Genomic DNA, 24,584 nt, shown 5'->3' with positions numbered 1-24,584 from the left:
TATGGCCCGCAACCCCGCAAAAGAGCTTGATCAAGCCCAGTTTTCACGCGGACAAAAGAATATCGTTGATGCTTTGGCTGCAATTTACCCGCGCCGTATCTACATCGACGATCTCGTTGACAATGTTTACCAGCTTGATCCGAACGGTGGGCCTGAGAATGCCGCCGACACTGTTCGCACTCAGATCTGCTACATTCGGAAGCGCCTACCTCAGTTTGGATGGGATATCCCGTACAACAGTCGCGGCGCAGGGAATCGAGGATATTACCGCCTCGTCGCTACCGAAGCACCCGAGCTGGCGGAGGCTGCGTGATGAACCGCGCTCTGCTTGAAATGCTCGCCGACATGGAACCAGACCTGCACACCGATGCTGCGCGTGCGGGCAGTGACGAGCCAATGCGCCGTCCGGATTACCGCGCAAAGAAGCACGCTCGCCCAATGCCTTGGATACGATACGCAGCGCGCGAAGCCGTTGAGATGACGGTTGTTGTCGGATTTTGCGTTGTTGTCGGCGTCGGCGCGATGGGGTTTTTGTGATGGATGAGAAGCCACGTTTGATGTCGCTCGGCGAAGTGACGGAAGCCACAACAATGTCGCGTTTTCTAATCTCGGCGCTGGCAAAAGAAGGACACTTTCCGAAGCCAATCCCTCTCACCACGAAGCGAATAGCATTTGTTCGCGCCGAAGTTGAGGCATGGATTGATAGCCGGATAGCTGCCCGAGACAGAAGATAGCGCCTCGTCGGAGGGGTGGCCATTCCTCGTGCGTAAACCACAACTGACACGCCACCCCAACCATTTTGCAGGAAGACCGTAAGAACCACGTAACCCACCGCGTTATCGCCTTCCTGCAAAACACCAATTCGCCTAACGGCGAGGACGGGCCAAGCATAGATCGCAACCCATCATAATTGCGCCCGTCCAACAATCACAGTGGCGCTGAATAGCGACGCAAAACGAATATGCAGGGTGGCCTAATGTCGGATGTAATCCAAAATTCCACCGCCGCCCTGCATACCAAATCCCGCAAGGGAAAGGCTGACCGGCCTGAAGGGTGCCGAAACCCATAACCATCGCGCCGGTCAGCCACATAGTTTCGCCCTTCGGGGCATGAGGACGGGCCACCATAATCGCGAAACCCGGCGGACTGCCGCCCGTCCTCACCACCAATAGGCAAGTACGGCCAATAAAAAGTCGAAACCCACGATTCTCGTGCCGCACTTGCCAACCTAATACCGAACGGCGGCCAGAAAATAGGCGTAACCCAGACAACGCGCGCCACTGTTCGGCACCTTAACCGCAACCACATGAGGAGAATGAGATGAACGTAGCCGCAAGAAGAATTACCGGAGCAAAGCCTGTCGGTCTGCAACAGATTGCACAGGACATGCTAGCAAAGGCTGATGGCGATATGAACCACGCATCTGAAATGCTGGCAAACTATGCGTCCAACATCAACAGTTACCGTGATGAGCTTCTGCGCATCGGAGCGCGCAAGCTTCTGAACGAAGTTCCTCAGACACAGCGCGCGGCCATTTTTCGCGAGCGCGCATCAAGTGTTAGCGAGCCATTTATTAAAGCGCCGCATCGCATGTCTGCCGGTGCGAAAGCAGCGCAAGTCCGCCTCCGTCAAGCGGGGGCGGCAATCAAATCGGTATTGATGGAGCTCCCTTACACAATCGGCGGGCTAACCAAGCCTCTGCGCGATTGGACGGGTACGGAAATCCATAACCACGCCGAAATTGAACTCTCAAAAGGCGCGACTGCTGTTCGCAATGCTCGGTTCTTGCTCGCGGTTGGATCAGCCGCTGGAAGCAAGAAGATTGGTGACGCTGTATCGCCCGCAGATCTTGAGCGCATGAAATCCGACGCTGAATCCAGCGAGGTTTAACAGTTAAAGGGCGGCCGGGCCTTTCTCGTAAACCATAAACAGAACGCCGCCCCCACCCTTTTTCTACTACAGATAGGCCATTAGGAGCGCGTAACCCAACGGCACGGCGCCCATCTGCACCCCTTTCAAACTCCGGGCCTAGACTACGACGTAACCCACCCCAGAAGCGCCCGCACACGAGGAACAACACCATGAACATCCACACAGACCTTAATCCAGCCGCTATTGCGGCAGCATCAATTGGCCACAACTCATTGGCCGAATGGTCGTCAGGACATTTGCCACTCGCGCCTTATGAGCCAACGCACGAAATCGCAGCCACGGTCGCTGAAATCGTCACACTGCACCGCTTGCGTCAGGATATGATCAGAGCGCAAACAAAGCTCTCCTTACAAGGTCAAGCGGCGATCCGCTTTATGTTCCAGTCAGACGATGACTTCACCAACGAAGAGGCGAAGGAAAAGGCACGGAAGCGCACCGAGTCACTTTACAAAACAATCGCCGCCGATCCTGCGCACGAGTTGCACAGCTATGTCGCACCTTACCTCATGGCAGGAAAGCCGCTAGACGAACAGCGTGCAGCTTATGAAAAGAGCCTTGTGAAGGCAGCTAAGCGCCTCCCCATCTACAATTGGGTAAAGAGCGTGAAAGGCTTCGGCGATATTTCCTTCGCCACGATCGTCGGCGAATGCGGAGACATCGGCACATATAAATCGGTGAGCGCTGTTTGGAAGCGTCTCGGCCTTGCCGTGATCGACGGCAACCGTCAGGGCAACCCCGGCAAGAGTGCGACTGCCGACGACTGGATTGCGCACGGCTATAACCGCCAGCGGCGCTCGGTGAGCTGGAATGCACGTCAGCACGTGATCGGCGGCATGGGCAAATGGCGCCCATCCTTTGGCGAAGATGTGCGCTGCAATCGCGAACTGACTTACTACCAGCAAGTTTATGCAGAACGCGCGCGATATGAATCGGAGAAGCTCGGCTTGCCTGTCACTGAATCCGACAAGGGCAAAGAGTCATACAAGATGCATGCGGCCATGCGCGCCCATCGTTACACCGAAAAGCGCCTGATCAAGCATCTGTATCTTGAATGGCGTCGTGCGCCTGCGCTTGCCGCTTAAAGAATTTAGGCGGGCCAGCACCCATCCGTAGCCCATTGTCGGGTCGCCCGTCCTTTCTACCAACCACCACCACACGAGGAGCACTTATTCATGTCGAACAGACAGACGCACATCCTTACCGCCGACGAGTTCATTGCTCAGGGTACGACTGCAGCAGCAATCCTGTCGATCGCCCGTTGGTATCGCGTGAGCGACCCGACAACCGCCGCAACAATCAAAGACATTGCATATGATGTATCACGCAAAACGGGCGAGAAGATCCGTATGCGCCGCATCCGGCCAGCCAACGACAATCGACGTCCTTTTAAGCGGAGGGCGGCGTGATGGAAGTACGCGCCCCAGACATACGCGGCAGCCGTATCGACGCTGCTTACTTAAACGCATTGCGGCTCGGCCCGCAGCGCATAGGCCGGGCCTCTGTTGGAAGCGCTGGGATTCCCCTGCCCGTTGCTCGCCGTCTGGCGGCAACAGGTCGGGCCGTCGTCGTTGGTGATGAGGTGCATTATGCTTGTCAGTGAGCAGGTCGTACAGGCGGCGTTAGAAGTCATTGAAAACGGGCACGAAATAACCGAAGACTACATGCTCTCCGCCCTCACAGCCGCCCTGCCTTTCCTTACGGGGGTGAAGGTGAAGGCGCTGGAGTGGCAGGAAGAGAGCGGTTTAAGCGCGGCTGGCAGCACATTTAAAGCGGCGGCAGGCACTATCGGTTATCGTATTTTCCAGCAGTCTCCTAAACACAAGCTGAGATTTCTTGTCAGAACGTTAGGCGCAACAAGTCACCCAGATAATATTGTGTGCGAAGCTGACACCCTCGTAGCCGCCAAATCCGCAGCACAGGCCGACTATGAGGCTCGCATCCTGTCGGCGCTTGAGCCCTTTGCTAATAGTTATCCACAGGGGGCTGATTTAGCAGCTCAATCGAAGAACGAAGACGGATCGTATAAGGAACCATCCCCGCGTGCTAAGGCGTTGGAGGAAGGCGGACTGTTGAACAGTGCGGCCTTGATAATTGAAGGGCGAAGCACGGCAATCAACAGCGAGTTCATTGAGAGCCTTTCCAACAGAAAAGCTTGGGAAGTAGCAGAGATAATCGCTGATCACGATATCAGGCTTGGCGCCGCCATTCGCGCCCTTTCGTCTCAGCCTGTAGCGGATGGCTGGTTGCCGACACATCGACACAAGAAGCGTGGTTCGACATATCAGGTCATTACTGTAGGCAGACTTCAGGCAAGCGCACCTTTTGATAATGAGCGTATCGTCATCTATCGCGGCGAGGATGGTCAGTATTGGGCTAGACCTACTTACGAATTCTACGATGGTCGCTTTGAAGCCCTCCCAGCCTCACCGGGAGCGCCGGAATGAGTAAGCTACTCACTAAAATCCGTCAGCGGTTTTGTCGCCATGATTGGAAGATGACCCGCTTCCAAGCCCTTGTTCCCGGTAATGGCTATCGCTGCACTAAGTGCGGCAAGCAAGAGCAATTTTATCCCCGCCCGACAGGAGGCAGCGATGCAGACGCATGATCTCAAGATTGACACTATCCCATTTGCTGATCTGCTATCAGGCGCGAAGACTGCCGAAGTCCGAAACGATGACCGGGGCTTTAATGTTGGTGATACCGTTCGCCTGACATGCACTGACGATCAAACGATGGATCGCACAATCAGCCATATTCAGCGCGGCTACGGTCTGCCTGATGGTATCTGTGTTCTGTCGTACACCAGCCCTGCCGCGCCGGTCGAAGGGTTGGAGACAGTGGCTTACCAGTATCAAATACCTCGAAATGGCCATTGGGATAATTTGCCGTCTGATTGGACCGCAGATGAATGCAAAGCATATGACAAGAAAGAAACCCGCGAACTCGTCACCCGCTCGCAGGCCGAGACCATCATTGCGGACCTGCACGCCGCGATTGTCGTAAAAGACCATGGCTTAAAGCTTCTCGAAGCCGACAACGCGGCGCTGACTGCGTGGGTTAAGGAGTTGGAGCACGCCCTGACGGAAAAGCGTCGTGACCGCATAGGAGATAGCGAGAAAGGTGGGGCTTATCTTTGCCGTGCCGAAAACGCCGAAGCGAAAGCCGAAGCCCTCGAAACCCAACTATCGGCGGCTCGGAAGGCGTTGGAGTTTTATGGCGACGTTCACAAGTACCCTGCACCGTTGACTGGCGGCATGGGAGCGTTGTGGTCTGATTGCGGAGCCATTGCCCGCGCCGTGCTGGGAGGGAAGCCGTCATGTTGAGATTGATACTAGGCGCAACCATAACCGCCGTGTTTCTGGGCCTAACAATTATGTTCGCACTGGCCCCGAATGCCGACCTGAAATGGCTCGTCGGCGCTGGATTTCTTCTGCTTTTCGCCCAACGCGAACTTCACAGGGATATGGACAAATGACCGACCTCATTGACAGACTATCCAAGCTGGACGGGCCACGCTGGGGTGTTCGCATCGATCCGGAAAACTGCTTGATAGATATCCCAGATCTAAAGCGCTTCAATATTGGTGATGAAGTCATCAGCGATGCGACGGAGGACTTTGACCGCTTTGAAGGCGTGATTATCGGGATCGAATTGAGACGGGTTTACGGATCAAATCGCCTTGAGCCGTGCATCACCCTTCTGCATGACGGTTACATCACCGACGAATTCAAGCCGAGAGATTTGCGGAAGAAAGATGCCAGCCATGGCGAGTAAAGTAGCGCAAATCCGGTCGGCGGAAGTTTTCGTGATGGTCATGCCGGGCGGATGGCCGATAGCGTCTACTGCGAACGGTCACCGCCGAGAAGTTGTTGCTTGGGCAAACGAAGACACACAAATGGGCGGCTGGCGTGGGTTGCGCAAACGCGGCTACAGCATCGAAAAAATGATGCTTGTCCCACTAGGGGAGCATAGCGAATGATTGAATTTGCAGCAGGAGTTATTTTCGCAGGGATTTTTCGAATTTCATTCGGGCGCATTGTTCTTAGAGAAATGGGGAAGTGGAAATTCGAATTCAGACGATTTGATGAAGAAGATCAACGCACAAGGGACGCATGGGAAAAAGGCTATGAAGCGTATCGCCAAGCCCTGAAAGGCGGTGACGCGTGAGCAAATCAAATAATGAGGGAATCAATATGCAGCATGAAAACGACAACGAAGCTGATTTGCTGATGGGTGCGTTGGCGATCGCAAAATATTTAGGCGTCACCCGGCGACAAGTCTACCACCTCGTTTACAGCCAAACGATTCCCAGTTTCAAACTGGCTGGTACGGTTGCTGCCCGCAAATCAAGCCTCAAAAAATGGATGGAAAATCTGGAATCAAATCAGGCCGCTTAATCCATGTGTCATGTGCCAAACCATGTGTCGTGGACTCCCCGCTACACCTTAAAAACAGTGATAAACAGTGTAGAAAATGGAATCTTACGGCACATGGCTAAAGCTGCCACACCAAAATCAAACAATTGATATCGTTGAAGATTTTTGGTGAGCGCGCAGGGATTCGAACCCTGGACCTACTGATTAAAAGTCAGTTGCTCTACCGGCTGAGCTACGCGCTCCCTAGAGGAACAAATCGTCCCTGGAAGTGCGGCGGAACATAAGGGCGGCTTTCGCATTGGTCAACACCATAAAATCAAGTTTCTCCAACATAAATTCAAAAAATCAGCGCCAATTGATCGAAACTCCGAGCCCACAGGGCTTGTCGATGAAATCGCCACGCTTGAATTCGTCTTTTTGGCAAAGAATTTGATCTGTTGCGTGCCGAAAAGATAGAATCGCGCCGCTCAATAGCCGTTACAAAGAGCCTAAATGATTCCAGAAATCGATTCCGGTTGTCGAAATGATACTGTAGGCTACTCTGCGTAACTCATTCCAACGTTTCGGTTTTTCATGTCATTTGTCGCCAAAGCCGTTTTTCGTTTCAGACATTCCCTTTCCGGCATCGGGCTGGCACTGGGTACTCTGCTTTTCGCAGCAGCTCTGACACCGAGCCTCGTTCCACGAACATATGTGATGCAAGGTATCTTGTGCGGCGTGGCATTTGGTTCTGGATATGGTCTTGGCGTTTTTTGGCGTTGGATCTGGCACTACCTTGAATTGCCTGAACCTCACGACCGTTTACGCAGCCGCGTTAATCTGGTCGTCGGGCTTATTTGTCTGGCCGTTGCGATAGCAGCACTTTACCTGTCCGCTGGCTGGCAGAACTCGGTGCGATCTGTAATGGGCATGGAGCCTGTGCCAAGCGCTTATCCCGCAAGCGTCTGTGGATTGGCTATCGTTACCTTTCTGATCCTGTTGCTGTTGACGCGCGCGCTCATCTGGCTTGGGCACTACATTTCAGCAAAAATATACCGCGTTGTGCCACGAAGAGTGGCCAATGTCGTGGGGATAGCGCTGACCGTCGCCCTGATCTGGACGATTGCGAACGGCCTTCTTATTCAATCAACATTTGAGGTGCTTGATCGCTCGTTCCGTGAGTTTGACGCATTGATTGAGCCAGATCGTCCGCAACCCGTCGCGGCTGATAAAACCGGAAGCGCCGCGTCTCTCCTGAAATGGCAAGAACTGGGACGTGCCGGTCGTGAATTTGTAGCATCAGGGCCAACTGCTGACGAAATCTCGTCATTCACAGGGCGTCAGGCTGTGGACCCTATCCGGGTCTATGCCGGCCTGAATGTGGCCGATCAGCCCAGGCAGCGTGCAGAACGCGCCCTTGAAGAACTTAAGCGCCAAAACGGGTTTGACCGTTCGATCCTTGTCATCATCACGCCGACAGGTACGGGTTGGGTTGATCCGGCGGCAATGGATGGCCTTGAATTTCTTCATGATGGCGATGTTGCCAGCATTGCTATGCAATACTCCTATCTCAACAGCCCGCTTTCGCTGCTTTTCCAGCCCGAATATGGAGCGGAAGCCTCACGTGCACTGTTTACAACGGTTTATAACTACTGGAAAACCCTGCCGAAAGACCAGCGTCCGCGCTTGTATCTCTATGGCCTCAGCCTCGGTGCAATGAACTCCGAAAAATCCATTGCCCTGTTTGAAATGCTGGCAGATCCGATCAACGGAGCATTATGGAGTGGACCACCCTTCCCGAGCCGTGACTGGAAACAGATCACACGGGACCGAAATGCGGGCTCTCCAGAATGGCTGCCTGTTTTCCGGGACGGCTCTTTTGCCCGTTTCATGAACCAAAAAGGAGAAGCTCCTGGCAACGGTAACCGGTGGGGGCCGCTTCGTATCGTCTATTTGCAATATGCGAGCGACGCCGTGGTCTTCTTTGACAGTCACGCATTCTATCGCCAGCCGGAGTGGATGAACGCTCCACGCGGATTCGATGTTTCACCGCAATTGCGGTGGTATCCGGTGGTTACGATGTTACAGCTCGCGTTGGATATGGCTTTCGCGACCACAACACCGTTGGGTTACGGTCATGTTTATGCGCCGGAACACTATGTAGATGCATGGATTGAAGTCGCAGATGTCGATGGCTGGAGCGAAGATCAGATCAGTCGGCTCAAGCAGTATCTGCATCATAAGATGACCGGCGAAGACGTTGAAGGATACGACCAGCGCGGCGGTTAGAGCGCATCCCGAAAAGTGTGAAACGGTTTTCGGACAAAGATGAGCGTTAAAACAAATATTTGGAGCATCTACGAATTACCTCCAAACAAAAAACAGCCGCCCTTTTGAGGCGGCTGTTTTCCGAAAGCTTAATTTATCAACGGTAAGGCGAATAGCACTGCTGACGCGGACCGTTGTAAGGCTGGAACGTATTGTCCGAAGCACGGTAGGACTTGTAGCGGTTATAGCACCACTGAACGTGGTTGTTGCTATAACGATAAACCGGCTGAGGCGCAGGCTGTGCAATCGCACCGCCGATAATTGCACCAGCGCCGAAGGCTGCCAGTGGATACCACCAGCCATCATTGTGACGACGGTAGCCATTGCGATAGTGGTTATAGCCGCGATGACCGTTCCAATAACCTGGGCGCGGGCGATGATTGCCGTTCCAGCCCGGACGACCTGGGCGATGGCCATTCCAACCTGGACGACCCGGACGATGACCATTCCAATTGCCGTGACCACGGCGATCCCAACGGTCATTCCGAACCGGAACGACGTTATCGCTGCCAGCCACCTGAGCAGTGAGCAAGACCGGAGCAGCAGAAACTGGCGCCATCGCACCGATCATAAAAGTTGCGCCGATTAAGCCAACCATCATTTTTTTCAAGGTGTTAATCATCTTGTTCTCCAGTTCAACTGCACACATCATGGTCGATGTTAGATGAACGTGTGCTGAATGACAGCCAAGAATATATAGCACCCTATATATCTGGCAAGTGATGGGCCTGAGCTCAGCGCAAACATAATTAATGCAAAACCAGCCTGGTGCCGATCCGGTGTCATGATAGCGAGTGCATTTTTCGAACCTGACGTATGAAATAGCATTTGCATTGGTCGGGATTCAAACGTCAAACTCTACCCAGCAGGAATAAATGTGATTTTATTCGCAATTGCTGCCATTATCAGCTAACTTTACAACCTTCTAAAATGAGTTGTAACGGCGTGTGTGCGTTGGGGGTGTCGTGTCAACTGAATTAGAATCGGCCAGCAATTTCGCCTCGGACTTGATGTCAAAAGAGGCCAATCCATTTCTGGCTGCGGTGGAACATACGCCGACGCCGATGCTGATCACCGATCCACGCTTGTTGGACAACCCAATCGTCTATGCGAACAAGGCCTTCCTGCAACTGACAGGCTATCTGCCAGATGAAATCATCGGGAAAAATTGCAGGTTTCTGCAAGGCGTGGGAACGTCTCCCGAGCATGTGGCGAAAATCCGAGCCGCTTTGACGGCGGAAACATCCATCGATGTCGACATATTGAACTACAAGAAATCTGGCGAGGCTTTCTGGAACAGACTGCATATTTCACCAGTCAAAGGCCCTGATGGCGCGCTTCAGCATTTTGTCTCAACTCAGCTTGATGTCACGCTTGAGCTCAAACGGCTTGTCGAACTTCAACAAGAGCGAGACTCGTTATCCAACGAAACCAAACGCCGTCAGAACCACCTCGATTACATCGTAGATGTTGCCAATATCGGCTATTGGACCCGTGATATGAAGACCGGCAACGTCACGGGTTCAGCTGAATGCCGTCGCATTTTTGGGTTCGAGGAAAGCGAACATATCCATTTTGACCAGATCATCGACATGGTGGTGCTGGAAGACAGAATGGCAGTGCTGCAGCAAACTGAAGAGGCCTTCGCGACCGGCGAACCCTATTCCATGGAATATCGGATCGTAAACAGAGCCGGCGAAACCATATGGGTGGAAACACGCGCAAAAGCTCTGCTCGGTGAAAACCCGACATTGCTTGGCGTAATGTTGGATGTCACTGAACGCAAGCAAACCGAAGCCGACAAAGCCCTCGTAACCCGCGAGATTTCTCATCGCTTCAAGAATTCGATGGCGATGGTGCAATCCATTGCTAACCAGACATTGCGCAATGCCAGCAATTCTGAGCAGGCAAGTCAGCTCTTCAACGAGCGTCTGCATGCGCTCGCCCAAGCACATGATATGTTGCTTCAGGAAGACTGGGGCGGCGCGACCATCACGCAAATATCCAATATGGCGCTGGCTCCGTTCAACAGAACATTCGGCAACCGCATCCGCATGAGCGGCCCTTCGTTGTTCGTGAGTGACCGCGTGACAGTGTCACTTTCACTGGGGCTATATGAGCTTGCGACCAACGCCGTCAAATATGGCGCTCTATCCAATGAACACGGCAGCATCGATTTCAACTGGGACGTCGTCGATGATCAGGGTCAAAAGAAATTCCAGATGCGCTGGATAGAAACAAACGGACCGTCTGTCACGCGCCCGTCACACCGTGGTTTCGGCCAGCGCTTGTTACGCCTTGTGTTGGCGGAAGAACTGAAAGCACGATGCGATATTGATTTCGCCGCTTCAGGTCTGAAAATCAATGTTCTGGCACCGATCACCTCCGACGTGTTTCCTGGGTTCGACCACAAGATGAAATCAGGTCAATTGATCGCCTGAGTTTGCTCGACGGCAATGCACAGAGGCATTTTGCCATCTGGCAGAGGCGCAGAAAAAGCGCCATATGCTGCTATCATGAACGATAGCTCCTCCCCCCATTTCACCGCCCGCACGGACGAACCATTATCCTCCACGCGCGATACAGCATCCGGTGGAACGCATTTCCTGCCTCTGACTGCGGATGCTCCGGCAGTTGAATGGCTGATTGCTGAGGGATTGACCGATTATGAAGAGGCGCTTGCCTTCATGGAAGCGCGCGTTCAGGCCATTCGCGAAGGTACGGCAAATGAGCTTGTCTGGCTCGTTGAGCACCCTTCGCTTTATACGGCTGGCACGAGTGCCCATGCAGAAGATCTGCTGACACCTGATCGTTTTCCGGTCTTTAACACCGGGCGTGGCGGCGAATACACCTATCATGGTCCCGGCCAGCGCGTGGCTTATATCATGCTCGACCTCAAACGACGCCGTGAAGATGTGCGCGCGTTTGTAACGGCGCTTGAACAATGGATCGTCGAGACGCTTGCGCAATTCAACATCAGGGGTGAACGACGCGCAGATCGCGTTGGCGTATGGGTTGTGCGCCCTGAAAAGCCGCCACTTGCCAATGGCGGCATGTGCGAAGACAAGATCGCGGCTATCGGCATTCGGCTGCGTCGCTGGGTCAGTTTCCACGGCATTGCAATCAATGTCGAGCCGGAACTCGAACATTTCGGCGGCATCGTTCCTTGTGGCATCGCCGAATATGGCGTTACCAGTCTGGTCGATCTGGGGCTTCCAGTGACGATGGGCGACGTGGATGTCGCACTCGGCAAGGCCTTCGAAAGCGTTTTCGGCCCTCGTCAGACAAAGGGAAATTAGAGCATTTCTGATGATTCAACTTAATCCGGAAATGATCTAGACGGACTTCACGCGCCTCTCACGCATGAAGACATAGAAGCCCGATCCGACGATGATAAAGATGCCGAACCATTTCGACGGCGTTGGAAAATCACCGAAGACAATCAGTCCGACCAGCACTGCATTGACGATTTCAAGATACTGGAATGGCGCAAGCATCGATGCGGGCGCAAGCTTGAACGCCTGCACGACCAGCAGATGACTGACGGTGCCAATCGTGCCAAGCAGAAGCAACAACAACCATGGTTGCGGGCTGTGCGGCAGCGCGAAAGTCAGATCCTCGACGCCGATCGCCGTGCCAAGCACCATAGCCAGACCTGCAAGAAAAGCACCGCCGATGCCTGCATAGAGTTGCATGACGACAGGGCTTTCCTTAGCGCCATATTTGCGATTCAGGATCAGATAGATTGCAAAGGTGACAGCGGTCGCCAAGGGCAGCAGTGATACCGCCCCGAAAATCTCAAAGCTCGGCTGGATGACGATCATCGTACCGATCAGCCCGATGCCGACGGCACTAAAACGGCGCCAGCCAACCTTTTCTTTCAGAAACACAGCAGAAAGCAGCGTCAGGATCAGTGGTTCGGCGAAGAACACCGCCATGGCATCGGCCAGGGGCATATATTTGACCGCCGTGAAAAAGCATGTGCCACCAAACCCCATCAGGGCACCGCGAACCAGATTGCCGGTAAGATGCGTCGTGCGCAAAGCTGTGAAGCCGCCCATGATAATCAACACCAGAAACATCAGCACGGACTGGATGAAAAATCGCATAAAGGTGACTGTTGCAGGCGGCATATTATCCATCATGGCAAGCCACTTGCCGATGGCATCCATAAGCGGCAGCAGCAACACCGAGAGCACCATGATTGCCATGCCCTTTACATGCGCTTCTACGCCAACTGTCGCACTGCCCTGCATTTCACCACTCGCAATTTTCTCACCACGCATTGCGCTTACGCGAATGGACTCTTCGTTTCCATCTTAATCAGCCTCAGAAAAGCGTGCGGTTTGACTTTCGCCATGTTTCTGGTGCAAATCCCGTTGCGGACGAATAAAACCCTTTGATAAAGCCCGGCAAAAGCAGAACGTAAGGCGAACTTTAGTCGCCTTTCGTGAATTCCCGTGGCATCATCTATATGATTCGCAGACAGACTATTTTCGGCTTAAGCGTGCATGACGCTGCCCTCGTAGATTCAGACAGAAAGCTTTTCGGACAAAGATGGACGATAACGATCTCTTTTCCAGAGTAGTCAACAATGCCCGCGAACGGGTGCAGGAGCGACAGTCTGAAAAGGCTCCCGCCCCTCGACCTGTTGCGCAGCCGGCAGCGACACCGTTGCCATCTGCCTCAAAACCTGCGCCTGTTGCTACCAAGGCACCACCCGTCTCGTCGGGAAGCGATGATTATAACGCGTCATCCATTCGTGTCCTTGAAGGCTTGGAGCCGGTCCGTTTGCGCCCCGGCATGTATATTGGCGGCACGGACGAAAAGGCTCTGCATCACCTTTTTGCTGAAGTCATCGATAACTCGATGGACGAAGCGGTTGCAGGCCACGCCAACTTCATTGAAGTCAGTCTCGATGCAGAAGGTTTCCTGACTGTTAGCGACAATGGTCGCGGTATTCCGGTGGATGAGCACCCGCAGGTTCCGGGAAAATCCACGCTTGAAGTCATCATGACAAAGCTACATGCGGGCGGCAAGTTTGACGGCAAAGCCTATGAAACCTCCGGCGGTCTGCATGGCGTGGGTGTTTCGGTGGTCAACGCCCTTTCCGATGTTCTGGAAGTCGAAGTCGCACGCAATCGCCGCCTCTATCGCCAGCGTTTTTCGCGTGGCATTCCGCAGGGTGGTCTGGAAGATGCAGGCGAGGTGCATAACCGTCGCGGCACGCGTGTCCGCTTCCATCCAGACCCGGATATTTTTGGCAAAAGCGCCCATTTCGATCCGCACCGGCTTTATCGCATGGCGCGGTCGAAAGCCTATCTGTTTGGCGGCGTGGAAATCCGCTGGAGCTGCGACCCGGCTCTTCTCGACCCGAAAAAAGAAACGCCCGAAAAGGCCGTATTCCATTTCCCAGGTGGCCTGAAAGATTATCTTTCTGCGTCGCTGGGTAAAGAACATCAGGTTACGCGCGAGATTTTTGCAGGCCGCACTGAAAAACAAGGCGGGCATGGTGCAGTTGAATGGGCTGTATCGTGGTATGGCGGCGACGGCTTCGTCAACTCCTACTGTAATACGATCCCGACCGGCGATGGCGGCACGCACGAAGCAGGCTTACGCATTGCTTTGACCCGTGGCCTGAAAGCCTATGCAGAGTTGACCAACAACAAACGCGCTTCAATCATCACCACCGATGACGTGATGATTTCAGCGGCTGCCATGATGTCGGTTTTCATTCGCGAACCTGAATTCGTCGGACAGACCAAAGACAAGCTTGCGACTGTTGAGGCGCAGCGTATCGTGGAAAATGTCATCCGCGATCCGTTTGACCACTGGCTTACAGCTTCGCCACAGGAAGCTTCACGCTTGCTCGACTGGGTTGTCGATCGTGCGGAAGAGCGCCTGCGCCGTCGTCAGGAAAAGGAAACTGTCCGCAAAAGTGCTACGCGCAAGCTGCGCCTTCCCGGCAAGCTTGCCGACTGTACGCAGAACGCGGCGGCTGGTGCCGAACTATTCATCGTCGAGGGTGACTCGGCCGGTGGTTCGGCGAAACAGGCGCGCAATCGCTCCAATCAGGCGATCCTGCCACTGCGCGGCAAAATTCTGAACGTAGCGAGTGCAGGCCGCGAAAAGCTGACCGCAAACCAGCAGATTGCCGATCTCGTGCAGGCACTTGGTAGCGGTACGCGCAAGAATTATCGCGAAGATGACCTTCGCTATGATCGCGTCATCGTCATGACCGATGCTGACGTGGATGGCGCACATATCGCATCGCTTCTGATTACATTCTTCTATCAGGAGATGCCGGACCTCATTCGTAACGGCCATCTCTATCTCGCCGTACCGCCGCTTTATCGTTTGAGCCAAGGCGGTAAAGTCGCTTATGCGCGCGATGATGCGCATAAGGACGAATTGCTTCGCACGCTGTTCACCGGACGCGGCAAGATTGAAATCGGTCGCTTCAAAGGTCTTGGCGAGATGCGCGCTGAGCAGCTCAAAGAAACGACCATGGATCCCAAGAAACGCACGCTTCTGCGGGTACACGTCGATGAAGACTATATTGATGAGACGCGCAACACGGTCGATGATCTGATGGGCACAAAGCCGGAAGCCCGCTTCCGCTTCATTCAGGATCGTGCGGCCTTCGTGGAAGAGCTCGACATCTGATCGGGTTCAATCGGAGCAATACGTGAAAATACAGACGGCAACTCATCAACGATGAGCTGCCGTTTCTCTGTAAAAAGATCAACTTTTCACATCAATCCCAAGCCTGCTCTCAATCTCTTCGGTGGATTCTTTAACAAAAAACGTGAGGTCCGTGCTCAACGTTACGATGCGGGTTCCCATCCCATATGCGTTATAGGAAAGAACGTGGTTGAAATTCACCGCAACCCGTTCGCCACTGACATCCGTAAGCATGATCCACATGTGCCCCTCCTCCTGAAAATAGTTGCTATAGAAGAGGATAGGAGCGCGTCTTGAAATGGCAATGCCCGCTTAGAGCGTGTCGCATTTTATCATATCCATGTGACACGCTTTAAGTCATTGTTTTCAAGCATGTCTTTATCCCAAAACCGGTTCCCACTTTTGGGCGACATGCTTTAGAGCTTTACCTGCATTCTGACTTTATCGACATTGCAGCCAAAGCTCTCGGACCATTCTTCGCTGCGGTGATAGGTCCTGAACCCTGCTTTTTCATAAAGCCCGATTGCTGGAAAATTATCGGCATGAGTGCCGATTTCGGCTTCCGCAAAACCATCGAGAACAATCTGTGCCATCAGCGCGCCAAGCAATGCGCCACCCAATCCCTGGCCATGATGGGCGGGATTAACCCAGAGATCGGAAATATAATTGGAACGCGGGACGCGTGCGCCCCAACCGCAAATCTCACCGTCTAGCGATGCTACCAGAACGCCATCTGCATTCTCGTTCAGATCACGCAGGAATTTCGCTTTAAGCACAGACCGACTTTCATCCGTCAGCTCAATGTCTCGCGCCGCAGTTTGCCATGCACGAACGGCTAGTTCAGCCATAAAAACAAACTCGCCGGACATTTCTGCCCGGCGAATGAGAACTTCAGATTCTACCACCATTTCTTCGGGGTAAAGCGTCCGGCTGCCTGCTCGATCGCACTGGCTGCCTGGAACAAGGTTTCTTCCTCAAACGGACGACCAATCAGCTGCAAGCCAAGCGGCAGGCCCTGATCGTTAAGACCCGCAGGAACAGCAATGCCCGGCAGACCGGCCATGTTGAGCGTAATGGTGAAGATGTCGTTGAGATACATCTTGACCGGATCGTTCGCCAGTTCCTTGTCGCCAATGCTGAACGCAGCAGACGGCGTTACAGGTGTCAGGATTGCATGAACGCCGCTTGCAAAGACATTTTCAAAGTCTTTCTTGATCAGCGTGCGAACCTTCTGCGCGCGCAGATAATAGGCGTCGTAATAGCCAGCCGACAGAACATAGGTTCCGGTCAGGATACGGCGCTTCACTTCCTTGCCAAAGCCTGCGGCGCGGCTCTGTTCGTACATATCGGCAATATCTTTGCCCGGTACGCGCAGACCGTAGCGCACACCGTCATATCGTGCGAGGTTGGACGAAGCTTCTGCAGGCGCAACGATATAATAGGCGGCAAGTGCGTATTTGGTGTGCGGCAGCGAAACATCGACGATTTCTGCACCCGCATCTTTCAGATATTGGACGCCCTTCTGCCAGAGCGCTTCGATTTCCTCCGGCATACCATCCATGCGATATTCGTTCGGAATACCGATCTTGAGACCCTTCAGGGACTTGCCGATAGCTGCTTCGTAATCCGGCACCGGCAGATCAACCGAGGTCGTATCTTTCAGATCAAGCGATGCCATGGACCTGAGCAGGATCGCTGCGTCGCGCACATCGCGCGCAATCGGGCCAGCCTGATCAAGCGACGATGCATAAGCAACTGTGCCCCAGCGCGAAACGCGGCCATAGGTCGGCTTGATGCCGACAGTGCCGGTGAAAGCTGCGGGCTGGCGGATCGAGCCGCCCGTATCGGTTGCCGTAGCGCCTGCGCAAAGATGCGCCGCAACTGCTGCCGACGAACCACCCGAAGAGCCGCCCGGCACCAGATCGACGTCCGAGCCATTCGCACGCCATGGGTTTTTCACAGGACCGTAATAGGAGCTTTCATTGGACGAGCCCATGGCAAATTCGTCCATGTTGAGCTTGCCCAGCATGACAGCGCCGTCTGCCCAGAGATTGGCTGTTACGGTCGATTCATATTCCGGCTTGAAGCCATCAAGAACATGCGAACAAGCCTGCGTGTGAACGCCCTTGGTCGCAAACAGATCTTTCACGCCAAGCGGAATACCTTCGAGCGCACCGGCTTTGCCTTCAGCGATACGCGCATCGGAAGCCTTTGCCATTTCGCGCGCCTTTTCAGGCGTCACAGCGACATAGGCATTGAGCTTGTCATTGGCGGAATCAATAGCCGCAATATAGGCATCTGTGAGTTCAGTCGCGGTAAATGCCTTGGCCTTCAGCTTGTCGCGCGCTTCGGCAATGGTCAGTGCGGTCAGTTCGCTCATCGTCAAATCCTGTAAAGTCACGCCTCAACGAGACGCTTTTCAAAAAAGGCGCTGTATTCGGAGTCCGGATAATCCAGAACCACACCACAGCGCACAAAACCCGAATTCTCATAAAGCCGCCAGGCGCCATCGAAGCCGGGGCCAGTGCCCGTTTCAAGGACCAAACGCGAAATGCCCCTGGCTCTTGCCAGCTCGACAATCGCGTCGACAAGAAGTGAACCGACACGCTTGCCGCGGACTTCCGGGCGAGTGAACATGCGCTTGAGTTCACCCACACCGTTGTCATGCATTTTCAACGCACCACAACCAACAGCCTTGCCGTTCTCATCTCGTGCGACGAAAACCGTAGTATTCGCCTCTGCCATCTGTTCGACAGTCATCTTGAACTGGAACTCGAGAGGCGAAAGCGGCAGCATATGCGCATTCAGCGCTTCAACCAGATCGCGCACATCGTCCTGCAGTGGGGTCTCGACGGAAACCCGAACGACCATCGACTTACTCCACGACCTTTGGCACCACGAAGAAATTGTCTTCGGTTACAGGCGCATTGGCAACAACGGCATTGGCGATATTACCATCCGTCACTGCATCTTCACGCAGGCGCATCTTCATCGGCGTCACCGAAGTCATCGGCTCAACACCTTCAATATCAACTTCGTTCAACTGCTCGACAAAGCCCAGAATTGCATTGAGTTCACCGGTCATGCGTGCAGCTTCATCTTCACTGACAGCGATTCGCGCGAGATGCGCAACGCGCTTGACGGTGGAAATATCGACGGACATCCTGTTCTCCGCAAATGCTTGAGTAGGACAGCATGAGGCTGCCCCGAAAAGGTTCTTTTACCGGCTATAACGGTGCGGGTGGGGAAGCGCAACATTTCTTGCGCTTCCATCCGCAGTTAGAAACTGTGAACAGTGCCGGGTTCAGCCACCAGCACCTTTGTTTCCTTGTGGTCGGCCATTGCCGCAACGAATTTGTCTGCTGTCTTTTCAATGAACGGGAACGAGCCGTAATGGCACGGCAATACGGTCTTGAAGTTGAAATAGCGCTGGCAGGCGAGTGCGGCAACAGCGCCACCCATGGTGAAGCGATCACCAACCGGCACGATGCCGATTTCTGGCTGATGCAGTTCATTGATGAGAGCCATGTCGGAGAAAATATCCGTGTCACCCATATGATATAGTGTCGGCGCATTTTCGAAATGGAACACCAGGCCGTTCGGATTGCCCATTGATTGCGTGATGCCATCTTCAGTCATCAGTGCAGAAGAATGCAACGCGTTAACAAACGTCACGCTGAAGCCGTCGCGAACAATCGTGCCGCCGGTATTGCCCATGCTGAAATTTTCAAGGCCCTGGCGACCGAGCCAGCCAGTTATTTCAGGGTTTGCGATAACCGTTGCACCATGCTCTTTGGCGATTTCGACTGTATCGCCGATATGGTCGCCATGACCATGGGTCAGCGTAATATGCGTGACACCCTGCGTTGCTTCTTTAAAATCGATGCCTTTGGCGCCAGGGTTTCCATTGATGAATGGATCGATCAGAATGACCGCTTTGTCCGTTTCAACACGATAGGCTGCGTGGCCCAACCAGGTGATTTTCATTGCAGTACTCCTTGCGGCTCGATTTTCAGTTTTAAAACAGATATTACGCGAATGAAGTTTCAGGCAATATGACGCCTGATCAAAATGCTATGAGGAACCCAAAGAGGAACAATGGCCGTCGTTGAAATCGAAGACGTTTTGGAAATTCTGCAATCTGGCCAGACCATTGCCGGGCTTGATCTTGGCACCAAAACCATTGGCCTTGCCGTTTCCGATCTTGGCCTGTCCTTTGCCAATCCTCGACCTGTTATCAAACGTGCCAAGTTCACAATCGATGCACAGGTGCTGCTCAAAGCGCTCGAAGCCGACAAAGTTGGCGTCATCATTATCGGCCTGCCGATGAACATGGACGGCACTGCGGGCCCACGCGTTCAGGCAACACGCGCATTTGTACGGACCATGCAACCACTCACCGATCTGCCATTCGTATTCTGGGACGAACGGCTCTCGACAGTTGCTGCCGAACGCGCACTGATTGGCATGGATGTCTCACGCGGCAAGCGGGCCGAACGTATCGATTCAGCCGCTGCATCATTCATTCTGCAAGGCGCACTGGATCGCCTTCACCTGCTTGATCGTCAAAGACACGAGAACAATCCCGAATAGTGGTTCGGATAACCGACAGTCCACAAATTAATGGTCGGCAGAAAAAACTAAAAAATAAATGATTTCACTTGCTCCTCTAGTCACTAGAGGATTTAGACTCGCAAAATAGTTACGTATTTTACGAGATAAATTTATGAGTTTTTTACAAAATTTTATGCGCCGATATGTCGGCACTATGAGCAATGGACATAATGATTATAGAAATGGAACGAACCATGGAAATGGTTATGGGCATGGCAAACGTCACGGCTCCAAACATGGCAGTTATTCTCCATGGGAAAATCAGCAGGCACAACCAACGCCACAACTGAAGGCCTGTCTGGCATGCAATTTCGGCGCTGACGCCTCAGCATCATATTGTTCGAAGTGCGGTTCCGCCTTTGCAAAACCAAACGAGCAGACCTGCTCCAGATGCCAGACTATGTTGTCATCTGATAGCCGGTTCTGTTCTCAGTGCGGGCAACAAACCAATCCGGCGTAGCCTTTCATCAGCTGCTCTCTGGATAGAGCTGATCGAGAATCCGATTGGCATTGTGGCGCGCGTCGAGCATGCCATAAGTCGAGCGCCACTGCCCACCGAGCCGGGTTTCAATGAAAGCATCCGCAATGTCGTCTGCACCAAGATTACGCAATTCGGCGGCAGCAGCAGCGTAGGCGAGTTGTTCCGTTAGCAGACGCGCGACGCCCTGATCGGTTTCAGTCAGCTGCAATGCAGCCTGAAGCACATCGATGGTGCCCTGCCCACGCACACCCAGTTGTTCGCTGATCCAGTCCAGCACTTCATCGAAAAGCGACGGTGCGCGTGACAGCACCCGGGCTACATCGAGCGCCATCACATTGCCCGAGCCTTCCCAGATCGCGTTGACAGGAGCTTCACGATAGGCGCGGGCGAGATTGCCCTCCTCAATGTAACCATTGCCACCAAGGCATTCCATGGCTTCATAAAGCAGTGACGGCGCGATCTTGCAGACCCAATATTTGACAACCGGTGTCATACAGCGGGCAAAAGCGGCTTCCGCCCGGTCACTTGCGGCCATATCGAAAGCACGCGCAAGGCGCATGGAAAGTGCCGTCGCACCTGCAACATCAAGCGCCATATCAGCCAAAACGCGGCTCATGAGCGGCTGTTCGATCAATGGTTTATCGAACACTACCCGATGACGCGCATGATGAACGGCTTCAGCCAGGCCTGAACGCATCAAACCAGCGGAGGCAACCGCACAATCAAGCCGGGTCAACGTTACCATATCCATAATGGTCTTCACGCCCTCGCCGGGATTTCCGACAAGATGGCCGATAGCACCGTCAAATTCGACTTCTGCGGAAGCGTTGGATTTATTGCCCAGTTTGTCTTTCAGGCGCTGGAAGAAGAAGCCATTTCCAGCGGCTTCGTTGGTCAAACGTGGCAACAGGAAGCATGAAAGGCCCTCTTCCGCTTGAGCCAGCACGAGAAATGCATCGGACATTGGAGCCGACATAAACCATTTGTGTCCGCTCAGTGTGTAAGTGCCATCCTCTTTGCGTTCAGCACGGGTCGTATTGGCACGCACATCTGTGCCGCCCTGCTTTTCGGTCATGCCCATGCCGAGCGTGATGCCCTGCTTGTTGAATGCAGGCTTTTGCGAAGAATCATATTTGCGCGACAGAACCTGTGGCGACCATTCCTTGTATAGTTCGGACGACGCCATCACGGCGGCAAGCGATGCATTCGTCATCGTCAGTGGACAAAGATGTCCGGCTTCAAGCTGCGCTGTCAGATAAAAACGCGCGGCACGTGCCTGATGACGGCGACCTGTCTCAAGAGGATTGGCCTCCCAGATCGAGCAATGCAGCCCTTGCGCAATCGAACGGCGCATCAAGGCATGGTAAGCGGGATGATATTCAACAAGATCGACACGTCGTCCCTGCCGGTCATGCGTACGCAGTTTCGGCAATTCGGTATTTGCAAGCCGTGCGAGATCCTGCGCTTCCGCCGACAAGACAAAACGTCCGGTATTCTCCAGATCGGTATGAAGCTCTTTCGGAAAACGCGCTGCGATTTGTATCAGAAGCGGATCGCCCAGATATGCATTGGTGCCCGTCATGGACGGTGTCTGGTTGGTGACTTCGTGAGTTTTCACAGGCTTATCCGTTTGGTTAGAGCATTTGAGCCAAAAGTGCGAAGCGGTTTTGCGTGAGGCAAATGCGTAAGAACAAGTAGTTAGAGCGATTTCAGCGATTCAGTCTTAACTGGAACCACTCTAGAATTAGAGCGGGGACAGAATTCAATTTATGCCCTCATGCATTCCAATTTCCTAACATTTTCCAACGGACGTGCAATTTCCACCCAAAAGAATACAGGTTTTTCTTTGTGAATCGACCAAAGCCATTATAAGGGCGGTTGCGGTCCAGCTTTCGCAGCTCTATACGGGTGACTTGCCATGACAAACCAAACGGTCTCTCCGCTATTCCCTCACCGCCACCTGCTTGGCATCAAGGGGCTATCGCCCCTGGACATTCTTTGCCTTCTTGATCTTGCTGATCAGGAAGTCGCTGTTTCAAGACAGCCAGAAAAGAAAAAGTCCGTGCTGCGCGGTCGCACGCAAATCAACCTCTTCTTTGAAGCATCGACGCGAACGCAATCTTCGTTCGAACTGGCTGGAAAACGGCTGGGCGCTGACGTGATGAATATGTCCGTCGGCAATTCGTCGGTCAAAAAAGGCGAAACGCTGATCGATACGGCCATGACGCTCAACGCCATGCAGCCCGATATTCTGGTCATTCGCCATGCTTCGGCCGGTGCTGCGGCACTGCTTGCGCAAAAAGTCGGCTGTGCAGTCGTCAATGCAGGCGACGGTGCCCATGAGCATCCGACCCAGGCACTGCTTGATGCGCTCACCATCCGTCGCGCCAAGGGCGAAATCGGAAACCTTATCGTTGCGATATGCGGCGATGTACTTCACTCGCGCGTTGCACGCTCCAATATCCTTCTTCTCAATGCACTCGGAGCACGCGTTCGTGTTGTTGCTCCTTCGACGCTGCTGCCCGCTGGCATCGCTGATATGAGTGTCGAAGTTTACAATACCATGGAAGAAGGCTTGAAAGACGCTGATGTCGTCATGATGTTGCGCCTTCAACGCGAGCGTATGGCCGGTTCCTTCGTGCCTTCGGTGCGCGAATATTTCCATTTTTATGGGCTCGACACCGAAAAGCTCAAATATGCAAAGCCTGATGCTCTCGTCATGCATCCCGGCCCGATGAACCGCGGCGTTGAAATCGCCTCCGACATTGCCGATGGTCCACAAAGCATGATCCAGCAGCAGGTTGAAATGGGCGTGGCCGTTCGTATGGCGGTCATGGAAGCGCTGCTTGATCCCCGACGTAGCCAATCGAGCACCGGAGAACGAGCATGAGCGCGGTCCTGTTTGAAAATGCCCGCATCGTTGACCCTTCTCGCGGGCTGGACGAAAACGGCAGCTTGCTCATCCAGGATGGCAAGATTGTCGCAAGTGGTGCCGATGCGCGCAATCAGGGCGCTCCAGAAGGCGCGGAAATCGTTGATCTCAACGGCATGGCAATCCTGCCCGGTCTGGTTGACTCGCGTGTTTTCATCGGTGAACCCGGTGCCGAACATCGCGAAACCATCGCTTCTGCAAGCCGTGCGGCGGCAGCCGGTGGTGTCACCTCCATCATCATGATGCCCGATACAGATCCGGTCATCGATGATGTTGCGCTTGTTGAATTCGTCAAGCGTACGGCGCGCGATACGGCCATCGTCAATGTCCATCCGGCAGCAGCCATTACCAAGGGACTGCATGGCGAAGAAATGACCGAGATCGGTCTGCTTCGCAATGCGGGAGCCGTTGCATTCACCGAAGGCCGTCACACGATTGCCAACACACAGTTGATGCGCCGAGCACTGACCTATGCCCGTGACTTTGACGCGGTCATTGCCTGCGAAACCCGCGATCCCTATCTCGGCGCAAATGGCGTGATGAATGAAGGCTTGTTCGCAAGCTGGCTCGGTCTGTCCGGCAGCCCACGTGAAGCTGAAGTCATCCCGCTCGAACGCGACCTGCGGCTCGCCGCATTGACCAGAAGCAAATATCACGCAGCCCAGATTTCCTGTGCCATGTCTGCCGATGCTTTGCGCCGCTCAAAAGAACTCGGCACGAAAGTCACTGCCGGCGTTTCCATCAACCACCTGTCACTCAACGAAAACGATATTGGCGAGTTCAGGACATTCTTTCGTCTTTCGCCGCCTCTGCGCAGCGAGGAAGATCGTCTGGCGATGGTTGAAGCAGTCAGGAATGGAACAATTGATATTGTCGTTTCTGCCCATGATCCGCAGGATGTCGACACCAAGCGTCTTCCCTTTGCAGATGCAGAAGCCGGTGCCATTGGCCTGGAAACGCTGCTCGCGGCAGCTCTTCGCCTCTACCACAATGACAGCATTCCTTTGCTGCGTCTTACGGAAGTGCTTTCGACTGCACCCGCGCGTATTTTCGGCCTTGATGCCGGAACGCTCAAGCCGGGTGCAAAAGCTGACCTTGCCATCGTTGATCTCGACGAGCCGTGGGTCGTTCGCGAGCAGGATCTGCATTCGCGCTCGAAGAACAGCTGCTTTGAGGGTGCTCGCTTCCAGGGGCGTGTGAACCGCACTATAGTTGGTGGCAAAACCGTTTACACAGCTTAGCAATCGCTTAAATAAGC

Annotated in this window: 31 protein-coding genes and 1 tRNA gene; 22 read left to right on the top strand and 10 right to left on the bottom strand. The window is 53.8% G+C overall.

The window, feature by feature from the left end:
• Position 1: 1 nt before the first annotated feature.
• The 14 genes from ACSME1_RS16015 (at position 2) to ACSME1_RS15950 (ending at position 6,329) form a co-directional block, all read left to right on the top strand.
• A complete protein-coding gene (locus ACSME1_RS16015; protein ID WP_435654986.1) occupies positions 2 to 313 on the top strand; it encodes a hypothetical protein in 312 nt (103 codons plus the stop codon).
• Positions 313 to 537, top strand: coding sequence for a hypothetical protein (locus tag ACSME1_RS16010; RefSeq protein WP_435654985.1), 225 nt, complete (start codon positions 313 to 315; stop codon positions 535 to 537). Before ACSME1_RS16015 ends, ACSME1_RS16010 begins: the two co-directional genes overlap by 1 nt.
• Positions 537 to 734 carry a helix-turn-helix transcriptional regulator gene (locus ACSME1_RS16005; protein ID WP_435654984.1) on the top strand — a complete coding sequence of 66 codons (198 nt, stop codon included), beginning with the start codon at positions 537 to 539 and terminating at the stop codon, positions 732 to 734. The genes ACSME1_RS16010 and ACSME1_RS16005 overlap by 1 nt, the downstream gene beginning before the upstream one ends.
• A 586-nt stretch (positions 735 to 1,320) precedes the next feature.
• Complete coding sequence (locus ACSME1_RS16000) at positions 1,321 to 1,890, top strand: hypothetical protein (protein ID WP_435654983.1); 570 nt, start codon at positions 1,321 to 1,323, stop codon at positions 1,888 to 1,890.
• 191 nt (positions 1,891 to 2,081) lie between these two features.
• Complete coding sequence (locus tag ACSME1_RS15995) at positions 2,082 to 3,014, top strand: hypothetical protein (protein WP_435654982.1); 933 nt, start codon at positions 2,082 to 2,084, stop codon at positions 3,012 to 3,014.
• 90 nt (positions 3,015 to 3,104) lie between these two features.
• On the top strand, positions 3,105 to 3,338 hold the full coding sequence (locus ACSME1_RS15990; protein WP_435654981.1) for a hypothetical protein: 234 nt from the start codon (positions 3,105 to 3,107) through the stop codon (positions 3,336 to 3,338).
• Positions 3,338 to 3,532 carry a hypothetical protein gene (locus tag ACSME1_RS15985; protein ID WP_435654980.1) on the top strand — a complete coding sequence of 65 codons (195 nt, stop codon included), beginning with the start codon at positions 3,338 to 3,340 and terminating at the stop codon, positions 3,530 to 3,532. Before ACSME1_RS15990 ends, ACSME1_RS15985 begins: the two co-directional genes overlap by 1 nt.
• The gene (locus ACSME1_RS15980; protein WP_435654979.1) at positions 3,519 to 4,376 is read left to right on the top strand and encodes a hypothetical protein; all 858 of its coding nucleotides are present in this window, start codon (positions 3,519 to 3,521) and stop codon (positions 4,374 to 4,376) included. Before ACSME1_RS15985 ends, ACSME1_RS15980 begins: the two co-directional genes overlap by 14 nt.
• A gap of 147 nt (positions 4,377 to 4,523) precedes the next feature.
• The gene (locus ACSME1_RS15975) at positions 4,524 to 5,255 is read left to right on the top strand and encodes a DUF3850 domain-containing protein (protein WP_435654978.1); all 732 of its coding nucleotides are present in this window, start codon (positions 4,524 to 4,526) and stop codon (positions 5,253 to 5,255) included.
• The gene (locus ACSME1_RS15970; RefSeq protein WP_435654977.1) at positions 5,249 to 5,407 is read left to right on the top strand and encodes a hypothetical protein; all 159 of its coding nucleotides are present in this window, start codon (positions 5,249 to 5,251) and stop codon (positions 5,405 to 5,407) included. Before ACSME1_RS15975 ends, ACSME1_RS15970 begins: the two co-directional genes overlap by 7 nt.
• Positions 5,404 to 5,706 carry a hypothetical protein gene (locus tag ACSME1_RS15965; protein WP_435654976.1) on the top strand — a complete coding sequence of 101 codons (303 nt, stop codon included), beginning with the start codon at positions 5,404 to 5,406 and terminating at the stop codon, positions 5,704 to 5,706. The genes ACSME1_RS15970 and ACSME1_RS15965 overlap by 4 nt, the downstream gene beginning before the upstream one ends.
• A complete protein-coding gene (locus ACSME1_RS15960; protein WP_435654975.1) occupies positions 5,696 to 5,911 on the top strand; it encodes a hypothetical protein in 216 nt (71 codons plus the stop codon). Before ACSME1_RS15965 ends, ACSME1_RS15960 begins: the two co-directional genes overlap by 11 nt.
• Complete coding sequence (locus ACSME1_RS15955; RefSeq protein WP_435654974.1) at positions 5,908 to 6,099, top strand: hypothetical protein; 192 nt, start codon at positions 5,908 to 5,910, stop codon at positions 6,097 to 6,099. Before ACSME1_RS15960 ends, ACSME1_RS15955 begins: the two co-directional genes overlap by 4 nt.
• Positions 6,096 to 6,329 carry a helix-turn-helix domain-containing protein gene (locus ACSME1_RS15950; protein WP_435654973.1) on the top strand — a complete coding sequence of 78 codons (234 nt, stop codon included), beginning with the start codon at positions 6,096 to 6,098 and terminating at the stop codon, positions 6,327 to 6,329. The genes ACSME1_RS15955 and ACSME1_RS15950 overlap by 4 nt, the downstream gene beginning before the upstream one ends.
• Positions 6,330 to 6,474: 145 nt before the next feature.
• Here ACSME1_RS15950 and ACSME1_RS15945 read toward each other — a convergent pair.
• Positions 6,475 to 6,550, bottom strand: a tRNA-Lys gene (locus tag ACSME1_RS15945).
• A gap of 331 nt (positions 6,551 to 6,881) precedes the next feature.
• On the opposite strand from ACSME1_RS15945, the gene ACSME1_RS15940 reads away from it, so the two are divergent.
• Positions 6,882 to 8,576, top strand: coding sequence for an alpha/beta hydrolase (locus ACSME1_RS15940; RefSeq protein WP_024900248.1), 1,695 nt, complete (start codon positions 6,882 to 6,884; stop codon positions 8,574 to 8,576).
• Between the two features lie 136 nt (positions 8,577 to 8,712).
• Here ACSME1_RS15940 and ACSME1_RS15935 read toward each other — a convergent pair whose 3' ends face one another.
• Positions 8,713 to 9,237, bottom strand: coding sequence for a BA14K family protein (locus ACSME1_RS15935; RefSeq protein ID WP_100557211.1), 525 nt, complete (start codon positions 9,235 to 9,237; stop codon positions 8,713 to 8,715).
• Positions 9,238 to 9,625: 388 nt separating this feature from the next.
• On the opposite strand from ACSME1_RS15935, the gene ACSME1_RS15930 reads away from it, so the two are divergent.
• Together ACSME1_RS15930 and lipB are read left to right on the top strand one after the other, a co-directional pair.
• Positions 9,626 to 11,056 (top strand): HWE histidine kinase domain-containing protein, encoded by a 1,431-nt coding sequence (locus tag ACSME1_RS15930; RefSeq protein ID WP_105534716.1) that lies wholly within the window; start codon positions 9,626 to 9,628, stop codon positions 11,054 to 11,056.
• A 30-nt stretch (positions 11,057 to 11,086) separates the two neighbouring features.
• The gene (gene lipB, locus ACSME1_RS15925; RefSeq protein ID WP_105707616.1) at positions 11,087 to 11,914 is read left to right on the top strand and encodes a lipoyl(octanoyl) transferase LipB; all 828 of its coding nucleotides are present in this window, start codon (positions 11,087 to 11,089) and stop codon (positions 11,912 to 11,914) included.
• A 36-nt stretch (positions 11,915 to 11,950) separates the two neighbouring features.
• Here lipB and ACSME1_RS15920 read toward each other — a convergent pair whose 3' ends face one another.
• Complete coding sequence (locus tag ACSME1_RS15920) at positions 11,951 to 12,871, bottom strand: DMT family transporter (RefSeq protein WP_024900244.1); 921 nt, start codon at positions 12,869 to 12,871, stop codon at positions 11,951 to 11,953.
• 301 nt (positions 12,872 to 13,172) lie between these two features.
• On the opposite strand from ACSME1_RS15920, the gene parE reads away from it, so the two are divergent.
• On the top strand, positions 13,173 to 15,281 hold the full coding sequence (parE, locus tag ACSME1_RS15915) for a DNA topoisomerase IV subunit B (protein WP_105707595.1): 2,109 nt from the start codon (positions 13,173 to 13,175) through the stop codon (positions 15,279 to 15,281).
• A 78-nt stretch (positions 15,282 to 15,359) separates the two neighbouring features.
• Here parE and ACSME1_RS15910 read toward each other — a convergent pair whose 3' ends face one another.
• From ACSME1_RS15910 to ACSME1_RS15885, 6 genes are all read right to left on the bottom strand, one after another.
• Positions 15,360 to 15,542, bottom strand: a complete 183-nt coding sequence (locus tag ACSME1_RS15910; RefSeq protein ID WP_100557214.1) for a hypothetical protein — start codon at positions 15,540 to 15,542, stop codon at positions 15,360 to 15,362.
• Between the two features lie 173 nt (positions 15,543 to 15,715).
• Positions 15,716 to 16,207, bottom strand: coding sequence for a GNAT family N-acetyltransferase (locus tag ACSME1_RS15905; protein WP_105707593.1), 492 nt, complete (start codon positions 16,205 to 16,207; stop codon positions 15,716 to 15,718).
• Positions 16,198 to 17,679 (bottom strand): Asp-tRNA(Asn)/Glu-tRNA(Gln) amidotransferase subunit GatA, encoded by a 1,482-nt coding sequence (gene gatA / locus ACSME1_RS15900; RefSeq protein ID WP_100557216.1) that lies wholly within the window; start codon positions 17,677 to 17,679, stop codon positions 16,198 to 16,200. The genes ACSME1_RS15905 and gatA overlap by 10 nt, the downstream gene beginning before the upstream one ends.
• 17 nt (positions 17,680 to 17,696) lie before the next feature.
• The gene (locus tag ACSME1_RS15895; RefSeq protein ID WP_105534717.1) at positions 17,697 to 18,170 is read right to left on the bottom strand and encodes a GNAT family N-acetyltransferase; all 474 of its coding nucleotides are present in this window, start codon (positions 18,168 to 18,170) and stop codon (positions 17,697 to 17,699) included.
• Between the two features lie 4 nt (positions 18,171 to 18,174).
• Positions 18,175 to 18,462, bottom strand: coding sequence for an Asp-tRNA(Asn)/Glu-tRNA(Gln) amidotransferase subunit GatC (gene gatC, locus ACSME1_RS15890; protein WP_024900239.1), 288 nt, complete (start codon positions 18,460 to 18,462; stop codon positions 18,175 to 18,177).
• A 116-nt stretch (positions 18,463 to 18,578) separates the two neighbouring features.
• Positions 18,579 to 19,286, bottom strand: a complete 708-nt coding sequence (locus tag ACSME1_RS15885) for a metal-dependent hydrolase (RefSeq protein WP_024900238.1) — start codon at positions 19,284 to 19,286, stop codon at positions 18,579 to 18,581.
• Positions 19,287 to 19,397: 111 nt separating this feature from the next.
• On the opposite strand from ACSME1_RS15885, the gene ruvX reads away from it, so the two are divergent.
• Together ruvX and ACSME1_RS15875 are read left to right on the top strand one after the other, a co-directional pair.
• On the top strand, positions 19,398 to 19,892 hold the full coding sequence (ruvX, locus tag ACSME1_RS15880; RefSeq protein ID WP_100557219.1) for a Holliday junction resolvase RuvX: 495 nt from the start codon (positions 19,398 to 19,400) through the stop codon (positions 19,890 to 19,892).
• A 133-nt stretch (positions 19,893 to 20,025) separates the two neighbouring features.
• The gene (locus ACSME1_RS15875) at positions 20,026 to 20,373 is read left to right on the top strand and encodes a zinc ribbon domain-containing protein (protein WP_105707589.1); all 348 of its coding nucleotides are present in this window, start codon (positions 20,026 to 20,028) and stop codon (positions 20,371 to 20,373) included.
• Positions 20,374 to 20,380: 7 nt separating this feature from the next.
• Here ACSME1_RS15875 and ACSME1_RS15870 read toward each other — a convergent pair whose 3' ends face one another.
• Positions 20,381 to 22,012, bottom strand: coding sequence for an acyl-CoA dehydrogenase family protein (locus ACSME1_RS15870; protein WP_105707587.1), 1,632 nt, complete (start codon positions 22,010 to 22,012; stop codon positions 20,381 to 20,383).
• A 300-nt stretch (positions 22,013 to 22,312) separates the two neighbouring features.
• On the opposite strand from ACSME1_RS15870, the gene ACSME1_RS15865 reads away from it, so the two are divergent.
• Together ACSME1_RS15865 and ACSME1_RS15860 are read left to right on the top strand one after the other, a co-directional pair.
• Entirely contained in the window at positions 22,313 to 23,284 is a 972-nt protein-coding gene (locus ACSME1_RS15865; protein ID WP_024900235.1) for an aspartate carbamoyltransferase catalytic subunit, read from the top strand.
• Positions 23,281 to 24,567 carry a dihydroorotase gene (locus ACSME1_RS15860; protein ID WP_024900234.1) on the top strand — a complete coding sequence of 429 codons (1,287 nt, stop codon included), beginning with the start codon at positions 23,281 to 23,283 and terminating at the stop codon, positions 24,565 to 24,567. The genes ACSME1_RS15865 and ACSME1_RS15860 overlap by 4 nt, the downstream gene beginning before the upstream one ends.
• The last annotated feature ends 17 nt before the right edge of the window (positions 24,568 to 24,584 follow it).

Origin of the sequence: Brucella pituitosa, assembly GCF_965577835.1 — a bacterium.
Classification (GTDB): Bacteria; Pseudomonadota; Alphaproteobacteria; order Rhizobiales; family Rhizobiaceae; genus Brucella; species Brucella pituitosa.
Note: the sequence above shows the minus strand (reverse complement) of the source record. Positions and strands in the feature narration are given on the sequence as shown.